The organism is Microcoleus sp. CAWBG58, assembly GCF_020883045.1.
Classification (GTDB): Bacteria; Cyanobacteriota; Cyanobacteriia; order Cyanobacteriales; family Microcoleaceae; genus Microcoleus.
This window is the reverse complement of sequence record NZ_JAHRFA010000001.1, coordinates 151,303-166,670: the sequence shown is the minus strand read 5'-3', so window position 1 is coordinate 166,670 and position 15,368 is coordinate 151,303. Positions and strand designations below refer to the sequence as shown.

12 protein-coding genes are annotated in these 15,368 nt (G+C 47.0%); 5 read left to right on the top strand and 7 right to left on the bottom strand.

The window, feature by feature from the left end:
- Positions 1-360: 360 nt before the first annotated feature.
- Positions 361-1,374 carry a leucine-rich repeat domain-containing protein gene (locus QZ918_RS00810; protein ID WP_293329866.1) on the bottom strand — a complete coding sequence of 338 codons (1,014 nt, stop codon included), beginning with the start codon at positions 1,372-1,374 and terminating at the stop codon, positions 361-363.
- A gap of 454 nt (positions 1,375-1,828) precedes the next feature.
- On the opposite strand from QZ918_RS00810, the gene QZ918_RS00805 reads away from it, so the two are divergent.
- Positions 1,829-2,287 carry an ABA4-like family protein gene (locus tag QZ918_RS00805; RefSeq protein WP_293329863.1) on the top strand — a complete coding sequence of 153 codons (459 nt, stop codon included), beginning with the start codon at positions 1,829-1,831 and terminating at the stop codon, positions 2,285-2,287.
- Positions 2,288-2,647: 360 nt separating this feature from the next.
- Here QZ918_RS00805 and QZ918_RS00800 read toward each other — a convergent pair whose 3' ends face one another.
- Positions 2,648-5,566 carry a sensor histidine kinase gene (locus QZ918_RS00800; protein ID WP_293329860.1) on the bottom strand — a complete coding sequence of 973 codons (2,919 nt, stop codon included), beginning with the start codon at positions 5,564-5,566 and terminating at the stop codon, positions 2,648-2,650.
- A 358-nt stretch (positions 5,567-5,924) separates the two neighbouring features.
- Between QZ918_RS00800 and QZ918_RS00795 the strand changes: the two genes are divergently transcribed.
- Complete coding sequence (locus tag QZ918_RS00795) at positions 5,925-7,088, top strand: quinone-dependent dihydroorotate dehydrogenase (RefSeq protein ID WP_293329857.1); 1,164 nt, start codon at positions 5,925-5,927, stop codon at positions 7,086-7,088.
- A gap of 331 nt (positions 7,089-7,419) precedes the next feature.
- On the opposite strand, the gene QZ918_RS00790 is transcribed toward QZ918_RS00795, so the two are convergent.
- Together QZ918_RS00790 and QZ918_RS00785 are read right to left on the bottom strand one after the other, a co-directional pair.
- Positions 7,420-8,691 (bottom strand): glycosyltransferase, encoded by a 1,272-nt coding sequence (locus QZ918_RS00790; RefSeq protein WP_293329854.1) that lies wholly within the window; start codon positions 8,689-8,691, stop codon positions 7,420-7,422.
- 448 nt (positions 8,692-9,139) lie between these two features.
- Entirely contained in the window at positions 9,140-9,367 is a 228-nt protein-coding gene (locus tag QZ918_RS00785; protein WP_293329851.1) for a hypothetical protein, read from the bottom strand.
- Positions 9,368-10,030: 663 nt separating this feature from the next.
- Here QZ918_RS00785 and QZ918_RS00780 point away from each other — a divergent pair.
- Complete coding sequence (locus QZ918_RS00780) at positions 10,031-10,669, top strand: transaldolase family protein (RefSeq protein WP_293329848.1); 639 nt, start codon at positions 10,031-10,033, stop codon at positions 10,667-10,669.
- 49 nt (positions 10,670-10,718) lie between these two features.
- Positions 10,719-10,868, top strand: coding sequence for a hypothetical protein (locus tag QZ918_RS00775; protein ID WP_293329845.1), 150 nt, complete (start codon positions 10,719-10,721; stop codon positions 10,866-10,868).
- Here the strand turns inward: QZ918_RS00775 and QZ918_RS00770 are convergent, their stop codons facing one another.
- The 3 genes from QZ918_RS00770 to cax all read right to left on the bottom strand — a co-directional run bounded on the left by QZ918_RS00770 (position 10,869) and on the right by cax (position 14,919).
- The gene (locus tag QZ918_RS00770; RefSeq protein ID WP_293329842.1) at positions 10,869-12,932 is read right to left on the bottom strand and encodes a WD40 repeat domain-containing serine/threonine-protein kinase; all 2,064 of its coding nucleotides are present in this window, start codon (positions 12,930-12,932) and stop codon (positions 10,869-10,871) included.
- Between the two features lie 719 nt (positions 12,933-13,651).
- Positions 13,652-13,780: a hypothetical protein gene (locus QZ918_RS00765; RefSeq protein WP_293329839.1), complete on the bottom strand. Its 129-nt coding sequence runs from the start codon at positions 13,778-13,780 to the stop codon at positions 13,652-13,654.
- 17 nt (positions 13,781-13,797) lie between these two features.
- On the bottom strand, positions 13,798-14,919 hold the full coding sequence (gene cax, locus QZ918_RS00760; RefSeq protein WP_293329836.1) for a calcium/proton exchanger: 1,122 nt from the start codon (positions 14,917-14,919) through the stop codon (positions 13,798-13,800).
- Positions 14,920-15,125: 206 nt separating this feature from the next.
- Between cax and QZ918_RS00755 the strand changes: the two genes are divergently transcribed.
- Entirely contained in the window at positions 15,126-15,287 is a 162-nt protein-coding gene (locus QZ918_RS00755) for a hypothetical protein (protein ID WP_293329833.1), read from the top strand.
- The last annotated feature ends 81 nt before the right edge of the window (positions 15,288-15,368 follow it).

The window sequence follows — 15,368 nt, the reverse complement described above, 5'->3', positions numbered from 1 at the left end:
CGATCGAACACCTTATCCACCAGCGGCAAAAGCGCAGGTTTGTAGTAAGGACTTTAGTCCTCCGAGCGTTTAGAATAGGACTAAAGTCCGAACGATCGAACACCTTATCCACCAGCGGCAAAAGCGCAGGTTTGTAGTAAGGACTTTAGTCCTCCGAGCGTTTAGAATAGGACTAAAGTCCGAACGATCGAACACCTTATCCACCAGCGGCAAAAGCGCCCATAACTGCGATCGACAAAGCCAAACCGGGCAACAACAGCATTCCTAACATCAAAGCATCGTGTCCGCTCATAACTTTCTCCTGATACCGACGTTCGATAGCTTATCACACACACCCAGATTTCGCCACGGCCTTAACAATTAAAACCGACAGATAGATTCAGGAGTCACCGGACAAATCTTATTTGCGATCGAATTTCCGCGCAAGTCAAGCGTCGTTAGCTTTTGCAAAGATTGCAGCGCACTGATATCAGAGATTTGATTGTTGTACAAGTCGAGTACAAACAAATTATTCAAAGCTTGCACCGCGCTGATATCAGCAATCGGATTGTTGAACAAATAAAGTTGAGTCAAATTAGTTAAGGCTTTTAGCGGAGTAATGTCTGAAATTTGATTGTTGCCAAGGTTCAACTCAACTAAATTAGTCAAATCTGCCAAAGCACTAATATCAGATATTTTATTTTCAAACAAAACCAGTTTGTTTAATTTAGTCAAAGCTTTCAGCGGAGTTAAGTCAGATATTTGATTCTCGAACAGAAACAAGGTAGAAAGATTTTTTAAAGCAGCCAGCGGACTGATATCAGATATTTGATTTTTGTAAAGGTAGAGTGTCTGAAGTTTAGTTAAATTTGACAGAGTAGCGACATCGGAAATTTGATTTTTGTAGAGAATCAGCGCTTTTAACTTAGTTAAATTTTTCACCGGAGTGATGTCAGAAATTTTATTGTCAAACAAGACAAGTTCGATCAGATTAGTTAGAGGTGCCAGGGGACTGATGTCTGATATTTGATTGGTATCGAGAACGAGTCTAGTCAGATTTGTGAGAGAGGAAAGCGGACTGATATCTGATATTTGATTGACATCTATTATCAGAGTTTTCAGTTTGGTTAAAGATTTCAGGGGAGCGATGTCAGATAGTTGATTGCTACTAAGATTGAGATTGGTAAGTTGAGTGAAAGATGACAGGGGACTGATATCGGTAAGTTGAGTAAGTTTGAGATTTATTTCTGTTGTATTAGCAAGCACTTCGTTAGCTCGATCGCACTCGGTAGTATCTGATATTTGCAACAGTATTTCTACGGTATGTTTCGCGCCGGGAGAGAGATTATCTTTGTACTTGCACCAATCGGAAAAGTTATTATAATTTGTTGTCATGGGTTTTACCTTTTAGTTCTTAAGGTACGTTGTTGCGCTTCAGCGCTCTTCGATTATAAATATGAAAGAGCGCTAAACCGCAACTACATACCTGTTATTATAATTTTTTGTCATAAATTTAAGCTTTGAAATTTCCGTCTTTAAGGTACGTAGTTGCGCTTCAGCGCTCTTCGATTATAGATATGAAAGAGCGCTGAAGCGCAACTACATACCTGCACGTGTAAATCTTACATTTCCGATAAATCTAGGAATTATGTCTCATTTGTGAATCGGATTTTTTATGAAAGAGCGCTGAAGCGCAACTACATACCTGGAAAGAGCGCTGAAGCGCAACTACATACCTGAACGTGTAAATCTTGTATTTCTGGCGGATTTTGAGAAATGTTAGCAAAAATTGTGTAAAGTAATCTTAACATCATTTATTGCATTCATCTACAGGAGCCAACAGCCGAGTATGACGCCAGAACTAATTTTCGACGTAGGTAATGTCTTCGTTTTGCCTTTCTGGGCAATTATGATTTTATTACCCAACTGGGGAATCACTCGCAAAGTGATGAATTCCTTTATTCCGTTTGCCGTGCTCGCTGTCTTGTACATATATTTGTTTGGTAGCAGTTTGACTCCAGAAAATGCGGCTGCTTTGTCCAATCCTAAGTTAGCAGATATTGCTAAGTTTCTGGGGGAGGAAACGGCGGCTGCTACGGGATGGATTCATTTTTTAGTGATGGATTTGTTTGTGGGACGCTGGATTTATTTGGAAGGACAGCGGACGGGTGTTTGGACTGTTCATTCTTTGGCTTTGTGTTTGTTTGCTGGGCCGATGGGATTGCTTTCTCATATTTTAACTGCTTGGATTACTGAAAGATTTTTCCCGAAATCTGAGGTGGTGGAAACTGCTAGTCCTTCGGTTTAAGGAGAGGGTTTTCAATACTTTGGATGTTAATCGTCCATTTCTTGATGCAGGTTTTAATGGTGAGGATTTCATTGAATACTTATACCAATTTAATGGGTCGTTGCATATATCCAGATCCCCCTAAATCCCCCTTAAGAAGGGGGACTTTGATCGGAATCTTGTCCCCCCCTTATTAAGGGGGGTTAGGGGGGGATCCGATTTCGGAATTCTATGGGGCCTCATAAAAAATTGGTATTAGGGATACGGACTGAAGTCCTCACTACGAACCTGAAGAAGGACTGAAGTCCTCACTACGAACCTGAAGAAGGACTGAAGTCCTCACTACGAACCTGACCTATCCTTGCTGCTTCCTATAGAATTTTAAGCTGTGGCTAGCGGCAGGACTAAACGGGCGACAATTAACTTATTTTCTAATATTTCTAAGGAAAAGTCTCCCCCCATTAAGCGTACTGCTCGCTGACAAATTAAGAGATTTTGCACGATCGACCTATTTGACGTAACGACCAATATATCGCCCTGGAAACCGCCGTTGAAGCCGGCAAGTAACTGTCGATCGCACTCGCCATTATCAATCACAGATAATTCTAGCCAATCTTCCCCCAAAAGTTGAGAGCGAATCTCTACCTTGTCACCAACTCCGGATCGCCTGCAAGCCATCGCCAGCAATTCGCACAGGATCAAATCTAGCTTGATTCCATCCCCGCGAACTCCCAAAGTCTGACCCGCAGGCAGCGACACAGCGGTCTCTCTGTTCACTTCTAGCAAGATTCCCGACTGTTTGACCATGGGGGCCGTGCGATCGAGCGATCGCCTCAGCCAAGCGCTCACAGGCACCGCATCTTGTCCGAATTGCGGCCGCCACTGTTCCTGTTTCAGCACCAAATGAATTGACCCCAAAGCATTGCCAATTTGTCGCAAAACCTGTTGGTAGCGCAAGGTTTTCAGAGCATCCTTTTGTTCCTTCGCCGATCGCAAAATGGACTGGCTCAACTCTCCCAACTCCTTGACGCCCGCTGCCACAGTCCGGTAAAAATCCTCGAAACGGCGCTGCTTGTACCAGTTGAGCATCTCCAGATCCAATCGCTGCGACTCCTGCGCCGATTGCACTGCCACATACCTGCGCCGCCAAGCCAACTGAGATGCCATCGAACTCAGTAAATTCACGGATAACTCCGACCACTGGCGGCCCGGAGCGTCTGCCACCACCACAATGCCCAGGGGAGCGTGTTCTGGGGCACTCCGCAGCGCCACTGTCATAATTTCGCCAATTCCTGGACTTCGCAGCCACCGCTTCGTTGTCAGCGGCACTTGGCTCATATTCTGTTGCAGCACGCCTCCTGCCGCCAGGGTTTGTTGGATCAAAGCGTCTGTTTGGACAGGAATCAGTGCCTCGGGATTCAGGGCAAATACGGGATTGGCAGCTACGGCGGCGGAGATTGAAGCAGCCTCGTGGCCGGGATTCCAAGTAATTACTGCGACTAAAGGACAGGCAATTGTCTGGGAAACGTGTTCGGCAAAATGACGATCGAGCTTTTGCAGCGGCAACTCTGGGAACATATTCGGCGAAGCAACAAATTTCTGTTGTGGAGATTGCGGCTCGCCCGAATTCTGCAACAGCGCCAAACCCGATTTGATCGATCGCTCAAATTCCTGATATTTGTCAATTTCCGAACTCTGCTGCCAGGAGTGCAGGATCAATCCTAACTGTTGGCTGACTACTCGAACTAATTCTCGCTCGGATCGCCTCCAAGTGCGAGTTGCACTGTGCCCGACAACCAGCAAACCCTCGATCGATTTTCGATGTTCGATTTTCGATTTTCGACTGGGGTTTTCAGCCTCCGACTGTTTTGTGCGAGTGCTCGATGCCAAAAGCGATCGCACCCCCGCTTCCGCCAGCACTTCCCGCCAAGCGCCCAACCGCCCGTCTTCCTCCCAATTTTCGATCGCCAGAGGTTCCCCGCTTTCTTGTACCAGCCCCACATCAGCCGCATCAAGGGCGTTGAGCGGCGACGGCACTTGTCTGCGGTTGCGCGGCAGATTTTGGGAGACAATTTCAAAGCGATTTTGTTCTTCCCTGTACAACAACAGCAAAAAGTATTCGCATTTGAGCCGAGAGCACAACTGCTCCGCCGTATTTTTCAAAGTCGCCTCCCAGTCAGCATCGCTGTAGATGGCGCGAGCTATTCCGGCAGTTAAATCTCGATCGAGCTGTGTTTGCTCAATCCTCTCCTCCATTTCCGACAGAGGAGCCGTCAGAGCCACTAATTGCGCCGCTCCCCGCAGGTACTGTTTTTCATTGTCTTGCCAAATCCGCGGCTCGCCAGCTTCCACTGCCAAAAATCCCAACAATTCCCCTTCCAAAACAATCGGCGCTGCCAACAGAGAGCGAGCCCGGATTTGCTGCATCAACCGCCCCGTCAGCTCAGTTTTTAGAGAACTGTGAGATTCACCGATCCAAACTATTTGTTGCGCCGCTAAAGCCTGATAAAATTCGCCCAAGTCTTGCACAGTAATGCCCGAAGCCGGTCGGATCGTGCCCAAACCAGGAGCAATTTTGCGGTTGCTAACTCGGCGCCAAAAATAGCGCCGCTCTCGCTCGAACCAATAAACATTAGTGCGCGTCGGCTCAATAAATTCATGGGCTTGTTCGACTACCGCTTGCAAATATTGGTCGAGCGATCGCAATTCCCGCAACTGCGAAATCAGCGCTAACAGAGACTCGTCCGGGCGTTTGACCTGTTGTCGCTGCCAATCTTTTTCTATTTGATAAAGAGCAGTTGCCAGCGCTCCAAATACGATCGCCAACTGCGTTTTTTCTGCCGAATTTGGCGCAGAACCCCACACGTCTGTTCCCAGCAAAATTACGCCGTAGCAGCGGTCTTTGTAGCGCAGTGGAAACAGAGTCGTGCCTTGAATATTGTAAGTCTGAGCCGCCTTGCGCCATTCTCCCGCTCTGTTTTCCGATCGCAAATCCGGGACTCCCACGGGCCGGATCTGAATCACCACTTGTTCCAGCAAATCCCCCGGAGTCAGGGAAAACCGCTGTTTGAGAAAAGACAAGTCACCGTTAGGAGTCATGCCGCCTTTCCCTAACAACCGATGCGCCTGTCGATCGTACAACCCGATCCAAATCAAGCGCCAGTCAAATTCCGCTTGCAAATAACCGAGTGCCGTCTCCAGCAGCACTTCCACATTCTCCTCTTCTCGGAGAGTCTGGAGCACGCGCTCCAGCCCCGCGATTTGTTCGTCTAAATCCTTCGCTCTTTGCTCCTGCCCCATGTCCCAGATTCCCCGCACCTTTGTCCAATTTCAACTTACAAACTTAAAAATTTCAAAATTTAAAATGGAAAAGAATCAACCTATAATATAGTCGTCTAAATTATGCTTCAATCTAAAATGTCGATCCGGTCAATCTCCGTAAAAGTAAAAATCTCACCTTCCCAGTCTCCTCCTGAATATTTTTATAGATTCCACCCAAAAACGGATGCTTGCTTTCCCACTTATGTCGTGAAGAACCCAAAATTTTAGATCCAAATTGAATGTCCCAGATTCATCTGCCCTTGTAAATCTAAAATCTAAAATCTAGCATCTAAAATCGACCGGCCCGATCAATTGTCAATTGCCCCAGGAAAAGCCATTGGATATTTATCAATTAGGTGTGCGCCCGCTGTTATTTTCGGTATTGAAAACCGATGCCGAGTGGCTGCACAACCGCACTCTTCAAGTTCTAGAAATAGCAGCCCGAACCCAGTCTAATCCTGCCACCAGTCAAATGCTCTGGCGATTGCAGAAATCTTTGAGAGTCCAAGATTCTCGCCTCGAACAATCGAAGTGGGGACTGAGCTTTAAAAATCCTGTCGGCTTAGCCGCAGGATTTGATAAAAATGGCGTAGCTGCCGACATTTGGGCAAATTTTGGCTTTGGCTTTGCCGAGCTCGGTACAGTCACCAGCCAAGCCCAGCCGGGAAACCCCCAACCTCGCTTATTTCGCTTAGATGCTGACAGTGCAGCCCTCAACCGCATGGGATTTAACAATCAAGGAGCCGCGGCAATGGCAGCCCGGTTTCAGGAAGCACAGAAAAAGTTAAAATTAGACGGCTCGCGCCCCATACCTGAGTCTCCTTTCCCTTTGGGCATCAATCTCGGTAAATCTAAGGTAACACCGTTAGAGCTGGCAGCAGCCGATTATTTGGAGAGTTTTAAGCTGCTCAAAGATTGGGGCGACTATTTTGTAGTCAACGTTTCCTCTCCGAATACGCCTGGATTGCGATCGCTCCAAGATGCTGCTGGGCTCAGCACAATTTTGGAAACTTTGCAACAAGAAAATCGGGGAATCAAGCCAATTTTAGTCAAGATTGCGCCGGATTTGGAACCAGAGGCGATCGCATCCATCCTCGACTTAGCAAAAACCTACCAACTAGCAGGAATTATCGCCACCAACACCACCATCCGCCGCGACGGACTGAAAACACAAATCTTGCCAGAAACAGGCAAATCCATCAGCGAAGAAGCGGGCGGAATTAGCGGAAGGCCAGTACAAGCGCGATCGACAGAAGTAATCAGATTTATCTGGCAATATACCAAAGGCGAATTACCAATAATTGGAGTAGGTGGCATTTTCACCGCCGAAGATGCTTGGGAAAAAATTGCCGCAGGTGCGAGTTTAATTCAAGTTTACACAGGTTGGGTTTACGAAGGGCCTTGGATGGTGCGCCGAATTTTGGCAGGCTTGCTGCAAAAGTTAGAAGAAAAAGGATTTAATTCAATTTCCGAAGCCGTTGGTTCGGAAAATATTAAATAGTAGGACATTTTCCAAGGTATGTAGTTGCGCTTCAGCGCTCTTCGCGTATATCAGGAAAAAGCGCAGCTTCCAAGGTATGTAGTTGCGCTTCAGCGCTCTTCGGTATGTAGTTGCGCTTCAGCGCTCTTCGCGTATATCAGGAAAGAACACTACTTCCAAGGTATGTAGTTGCGCTTCAGCGCTCTTCGCGTATATCAGGAAAGAACACTAATTCCCAGGTATGTAGTTGCGCTTCAGCGCTCTTCGCTTAGATATAAGAAAGAGCGCTAAAGCGCAACAACGTACCTGAAGATAAAACCAAAAACAACATTATTCCACAATAATTTCACACTCAAACAACAGAATAACCCAGCAGTTTTTCAATCTCATCACAAGCAACAAAAACACCATTTTCTGCCCCAACAATCCGCCCCAATTCTGCCGCTTTTTCCGCATATCCAGGATTGTCAAACAACTCCCTCAACTCTCGCGCAGCCCGCAAAGCCGTGTAACTTTTGCGCGCCACACTCCGCGACGTTCCCAAGCGTTCCACTCGCGCTGCATTGTCCGGTTGATCGTGACTGTAGGGCATTACCAGAGTAGGGCTGCCGGCCCGCAGTGCTTGAGCTGTCGTACCAATCCCTCCCTGATGGACTACGGCGCTAGCACGCGGAAAAATATGAGAATATGGAACATAACTAACAGCCAGAATATCTTCAGAAAGATTTTCCGGAGGTGCATTTTTACCAATTAACAAAACTGCCCGACGATTTAACAACTTAGCCGCTTGAATACTTTCCCGATAAAAGTTACCCGGATCCATCACTGCTGCTGAACCCAAAGTAAAAATAATTGGCGGTTCCCCTGCATCCAAAAATTGCTTAAGTTTTGGTTCTAGTTCCGTTCCACCGTCACTTCCATCGTAAAATGTCGAGCCTGCAACAACTGTATTTGGCGGCCAATCCGGTTGCAGTTTTGCCAAAACAGAGGGAAACAGGGCAAGTACGAGATACGGTGAAAACTTGTCATCAATAAACGGATTGCCTTTTAAAGGAGGCAATCCCAGTTCCTCTCGGAATTGATGCACAGGTTCGCCCCAAGACTTGCTGACTAATTTGGCAAAATTAATAACTCCTTGATTTGCGATCGATCCAAACCCCCGCAACTTAGCTAGCAATGGAAATACAGGTAACACCGACGCATCGCAAACAGAGAAAAACGAAATCGGCGCCATCGCACTTGACGCCCATCGAATCCCCAATTTTTCTGCAACTAATCTAGCCGCAAGAACACCTTCGCCTGCAAAAATCAAATCTGCATCTTTCGCGCAATTCATCAAGTCCGCATAAGTCTCGCGCAAACTCGGACAAACCCACTTTCGCACGATATATTCCGAACCTGTTTGTAAATCCATCATCCGCGCCATCTCTTGAGGATCGTCGAGAGCGCTGTTGTCAGGCCGCATCCGCTGAAACTCGAATCCCAAGGCTGCTATTTTGGTTTGATATTCCTTGTGGGTTGCAAACACGACATCATGACCGCGTTTTCGCAATTCCAGGGCGATCGCAATTTTAGGATGAAGGTCGCCCAAAGAACCAATTGTAGTAACAACAATTCGACTCACCCTCAAAACCTCTCGACTGGCATAACCTCTAGAATAACCCAGTTAATTGCACATTATATTTGTCAGGTGCAACCTCACCACCGATATGCCTATCTACAGGGGATAGAGGCGGTTTGGTATCCCCGGATTCCGGGAAATGTCGCCAACCTAGTATAAATCCCTATATTTGACACAAACTTTTTGCCCTCATCAAAGCGCTGTGGCCAGTGCGCGTTACCTGTCCTAAACCCACTTTTTTGGGGCAGTTTAAAGGCATCAAATAAAACTCATCAGCGCTGTGTTTAAGATTTAAGTCATTAAAAAGAGGACTTTAGTCCTCACTAGACACGGGATTTTTAAAGAATGAACTAAAATTATTTAATTCCCAGAGTGGTAACTTGTGAATCTAGCAAAAATTACCACTAAACTCATAACTCATAACTTTCCCGTTGCGGTAGCACTTCATAACTTACTTGCGTTTAGAAATTTCTGACAGCTTCCAATCTATGCTGACCATCAAGAAACGTTCTACAGCCTTTAAAGTGTCTTGTTGGATATTTTGAATAAGTTGAAACGCATTTTCAGCCTGAACATTTGCCGAGAATTCGTCAGCAGTTGCTGGTGCTTTGTCCGATTGGGCTGGTTCAGAAGATGCCTCAAAGCTGATTTGTGTGTGCTGATTTTCTTTTTCCGTCATTTCTGAGTCACCTCCTTAAGTGATTAGATACATAACCATAACTACAAATAAAACTTATCTGTATCCGGGATTTGGGAAGTAAATTTTTTGGTACCAGAGAATCGCAGTTACCAAAAGAGTTGAAAGTTTTAAATTCGGTTATAAGATATCTTCAACAGCATTTATGCACTTTCCCTCAGAAACCTATTCTTTTTTGGTAAGTCCTGTTGAATTAATACCTCGTATTTTCCGATAAAATAACCGCGCTCAGGTTTTGAGTGAGGAATGCGAGTCCTCCCTGCCAACTAATTTCATTACCCTCGCGATCGCAGGCACGATATTACCAGACATAATTGGTTGAAACCCCGCCCGCCCGATCGGGAGAAATTAAAATCAGGCTATTGATTGCTCCAATCCTCTTCCTTCTAGGTAGAGGTCGCTCTTAAACTGTTAAGAGGGCGGGCACGGGGGCACCGCCCCTACAAATTGTCAACTGTCAACTGTTGAAGCATTCCTAACTCACACACTGCCAGTGATGCACATCACTGAATTGTTATATTTACTTAACAGTAATATTTCCGAGATTCTGATATTGTTGAAGCTTAACAATTAATTTGACTCCGATCGCTCTCAAGCTGAAAGCAAGAATCTGGAAATTATTAAGAAACTGAAGGTGTAGAGTCGATGGCGATTTATGTTGATACTGCAATTGTAGCGGAAGCCATACGGGCGAGCAAGTTCGGGTGGATAGCGGGAATTACTACTAATCCCACACTTTTGGCAAAAAGCGAGCTATCTCCTGAAGAGACACTAAAACAACTGGCACAACTGATTCCTGGGGAAGTGTACTATCAGCTAACCGCATCCGATTTTGATGGGATGGTAGCAGAAGGAAAAGCCGCTTTTGAGTCGATCGGGCAACAAACAGTTTTGAAAGTTCCAGCAACGGCGGCCGGCTTCCAAGCAGTAGCCCATTTGTCGCCGGAAATTCCTTGTGCGGTGACAGCTATTTACAGTGCAGCCCAGGCCGTTGTTGCCGCAGAAGCGGGCGCCAAATATGCGATCGCCTACGTGAATCGTGCCACCCGATTGTTGGGAGACGGTTTTGCCTTAGTGCAGGATATGGCAAATGTTTTAAAGAGAACGAATACAGAGATTTTGGCAGCAAGCATTAAGTCGCCGGAAGAGGCGGTAAAGACTTTATTAGCCGGCGCGCATCATTTAACATTGCCTTTGGATGTATTGCAAGCAATGGCCGTTCACGAATTGTCGCAGCAAACAGTTGATGAATTTGCCAAAAACGGGCGCGGCATTTTGGGATAATATCAAATCCCTTTGCACAATCTCTTGATTATTTCAAACTCTTGATTATTTGAAAATTATTTCAAAATTGGGAATTGGGAATTGGGAATTGGGAATTGGGCATTGTTACTTCTTCCTTCTTCCCTCTTCCTTCTTCCTTCTTCCCTCTTCCTTCAATCAACTGTCAACTGTCAACTGTCAACTGTCAACTGTCAACTGATTATGGCATTCGCCAAATCTTAATCGTGCGATCGGGACTGCCGCTGACCAAAGTCTTGTTATCTCTAGAAATAGCCACAGAATTCACAAACTGGCCGTGACCAGAAAGAGTGTTTCTTTCTTTCCCCGTCTTCAAATCCCACACTATAATATCTCCGCCCCCACTAATCAAACTGCGACTGTCGGGACTAAAGGCGATCGTCCTCACCCAGTTGGAATGCCCTTTAAAAGTACGAGTCCGCCTCCCGTCTTGCACGTTCGACAAACGGATCGTATTGTCGCTGCTAGCACTAGCCACAACTTGACCGTTGGGGCTAAAAGCCACAGCATTAACGGCGCCCCCGTGACCGGTGATAATTCTTCTGACTTCTCCGGTGTCAAGATTCCACAAACGCACAGTCTTGTCCTGACTGCCACTAGCGAGAGTTTGACCGTCTCGGCTCAGAGCGATCGCGTTTACTGCTCCGATGTGACCGGTCAAAGTCAGCAACCTGCTGCCGGTTCTGACATTCCACAAGCGAACAGTTTTGTCATCGCTGCCGCTAGCCAGATTTTGACCGTCGCTGCTGAAGGCGATCGCGTTGACAGGGGCTTTGTGAGCAGGAATTGTCCGCACCCGCCGCCCCGTCTTCAAATCCCACAAAATCACATTATTGTCGTTGCCGCCGCTGGCCAGAGTTTGACCGTCTGGGCTCACCGCTAGCGTGTTAACCGATTGTTTAGAATGCACCGGATTCAGAGTCCGCACCAGGCGTCCCGTCTTCAGATTCCAAATTCTAATCGTCCCAAAGCTGGCGCTGACCAAAGTTTGACCGTCCGGCGACAGGGCGATCGCATTTACACTTCCGACATTATCCAAACTTCTTTGCAAAAACTGACTGCTAGGCAAACTAGAAAGCAGCCACACCGGATTTGCCGGAAACACCCCGTAACGCATCGAACCATAAATTTGAGACGCGCCAATACCCAGCATCAAAACAGCAGCGCCCGCCACCAACTTCTTTTTCCAATCTAAAACCTCTTGCTCCGGCTTGTTCAAGCCACCAGAATTCAGAGGTTTGAGGCGGTTGATGGAAGTCTGCTTCGTCGCCCCAGACGCCCCGGAAGTTCCGCGAATTTTAGTTTGCCCCGTCGTCGGCAACTGAGTTGGTAACTGAGTTTCCGCACCGTCAAGATTAATTTCCTCCAAGCACTGCAAAACCATCTGCGGACTTTGAGGTCGATTTCCGGGAAAAGGCGCCATCAGGTAATCGATGACATTAGCCAAGGGGTCGGAAACCTGAGGAGCTCCTTTGCGCCACATTAATCTGCCCGTGCGGGGGTTCTCTGGGAACGCAGTCGGTGGCTTCCCAGTCAACAAATAAACAAAAGTGCGCCCCAGAGCAAAAAAATCCGACTGCGGAACAGCCTTGCCATTAGTTTGTTCGGGCGGCGTATAGCCAGGGGAAACAATACCAGTGACATTTTGCCCCTGGCCCACCTTAGCGAAATAAGTCGCCGACACTTCCCGAGCAGTGCCGAAGTCAATCAGCACTAGCTGCCCGTTCGGCTTGCACATAATATTGTGCGGCTTGATATCCCGATGAAAATAGTTGAGTCGGTGAACTTGGTCTAAAATTTCCGACAGTTGTTTGAGCCAGTTCAGAGCTTGTTCTTGACTGATCGGGCGGCCCCGATGTTTCAGCCAGTCTTGCAAATTGGCCCCAGCAATTTTCTCCATCACCAGACAGTGAAAAGACTCTGTGCTGTGAGCTGGCGAAAATGTAAAATAACCGTCGCGATCGACCTTTGGAATACCTGGATGTCTCAGCCTGACCAATACGTCGGCTTCTTGCTTAAACAGTTCTACAGCTTTGGGATGTTCTTTCAGCAGGACTTTGAGCACTCTTCGGGCGCCGTTGTCGTCCACTTCAAATGTTCTGCCAAAGCCACCGCCTCCGAGAGGCGCGACTAGCCGATATCTACCTTGCAACAAAAGTTCAGACCCGCAGTGGATGCACGCGGATTTACCAGAGTTGGCTGGATCGGAGGGATTCGGGCATTTGGGATTGAGGCAATAACTCACGAAGCCACATAACCCTGATTGAGGTTGCTCTATCAAGTTTTACTTTGGCACTCTCAGCACTTGCTTGTGACTGAGATTCTTGGTTCAACGAAGTCACTTGCTTGCGACTGGATTACTCCAGGTCAAGTAAAGGTGTCTTCTCCTCAAGCGTAAATTCCGGTATGCCCTACCGTACTCGATCGATCGTCTCGATCTAGTCAGGTTTTTGTTCAAATGCGAGTTTTCCTAGACGGCAACACCGATCGGTGTGACTGCGTACTCAACAATCCAGTTAAGTTTTTACGTTGTCTAGTTATACTCAATTTTCAACCTGCGACGATCGTATCACACCCAGTACAAGACTGATGAGCACTCTTGATTTAAATCCTTCGCGTCGCTAAAGTCAAGCGAAGTGAACTCTAGCTCGTTTTCCGCTTTCCATTGTACGATCGCTCCGGAGCACTCTGGAAGGAAGAAATAAAAGAGAGAGGGGGAGAGGGGGAGAGGGGGAGAGGGGGGGACAAACATTTGCCTAATGCCTTTTCCGTCTTCCTTCCTTTTGCTTTCTTCCCTCTTCCGGATGACGGCATAACTGATAGGTAATCGGGAATTCTTCTATCAGTTACATTCGTTAAATCCTGCACATTGCGAATAAGGCCGAACTTCCTTCTTCTTTCTTCCCTCGGAATTCCTTCTTCCCGATGACGGCATAACTGATGGGCGATCGAGAATTCTATCCGTTAAATCCCGCACATTGCGAATAAGGCAGAACTTCCATCTTCCATCTTCCATCTTCCATCTTCCATCTTTCTTCTTCCATCTTCCATCTTCCATCTTCCATCTTCCATCTTCCCTCTTCCTTCTTCCATCTTCCTTCTCTAGAATTTTAAACGAGTCCTTCGATGACCGGATGGAAGAAAAACGCCAACGCCAAAACCGCATAAGTAGCCAAGAGCAAAGTACCTTCGAGCCAGTTAGACTTGCCATCAGAACTGATAGAATTCGCAATCAGCACCGACACCGTAACCGCTACGAGGTCAAACGGGTTGAAGTTCAAGTCCATCGGTTTGCCCACGATATAACCCACCAAAACCAACACCGGGGCAACAAACAAAGCAATTTGCAAGCTCGATCCCATAGCCACAGAAACCGACAAATCCATTTTATTTTTCATCGCCACCGTCACCGCCGTCGTGTGTTCGGCAGCATTGCCAATAATCGGCACTAAAATCACCCCGGTAAACAGTGATGTCAGCCCCAAACGCGCCGTCGCTTCTTCTAGAGTACCAACCAGGAGTTCTGACTCGATCGCCACCATGACGGTACAGGCCAACAGTACCGAAATCCACAACGGTAGATTCACCTTGTGGTCGGAACTCTCTGGTGCTAAGTTACTTTCGGCTAATTCTTCGAGACCTTCGACTTCTGCCACCCCTACATCGTAAAGATAACTGTGGGTTTTCATCGAAAACAGCAGAGTCAGCACGTAGACAATAATCAGGACTATAGCAACAGCGCTAGAAAGATTTTGCATAGTTTGTGGAGGGATGCCCCTAGAGGTAACCTGAACCGCCGTCGGCACCAAAATGGCAATCACAGCTAAGTTCATCGCCGAAGCATTCAACCGCGCGACTGTTGGCTGAAATTCTTGTTCTTTGTAGCGCAAGCCGCCTAGCAGCATGGCAAATCCCATCACCAGCAGCAAGTTGCTGATAATTGAACCGGTGATGCTGGCCTTAACAACATCTATTAATCCGGCGTTGAGGGCGACGATGCCGATAATCAATTCCGTGGCATTTCCGAAGGTAGCATTCAGCAAACCCCCCAAGTTGGCGCCGAGGACAACGGCGATTTCTTCAGTAGCCGTACCCATCCAGGCGGCTAAAGGGACGATGGCTAGGGCGGAGGTGATGAAGATTGTGGAGGATTCCCAGCCGAGAAAGTGTCCGGCGATGGAAACTGGGATAAATAGCAGCAGGCTGGAAATTATGTTGGTTGTGTTTAGCATTTAAATTCTGAAAAGCTCCCAACCGTCAATCATAGCCTGCCAAGAAGTTTAGTTAAGGGGGAGGGGGTAAGGAATTCGGTGTTGGTTTAAGGTTGAAAGCTGGGGGTGGGCGATCGCACTTACTCGCGTTTTTTGGTCAGAAGTTGGCGAAGATAGTTAATAAAATTGAAAAGGGCGATCGATAATTTGAAATTTACCAGAAAGAATTGGTTGAAAGCCCGCCCGCCCGATCCGGAGAAATTAAGATCGGACTATTCATTACTCCAATCCTCAAACTTAAGGGTAGAGTTCGCTCTCAAACTGTCAACTGTCAAGCGGTCAACTGTCAACTGTTGAATCAGCCCAGAACTAAACTGCTACAAAGATAAATTGCCTGTTTTGAAGATGAGATCGTGCGCGAGTATCAAGATATCTGACAGTTCGTGGCGAGAGCTAGAATTCGATGCCAG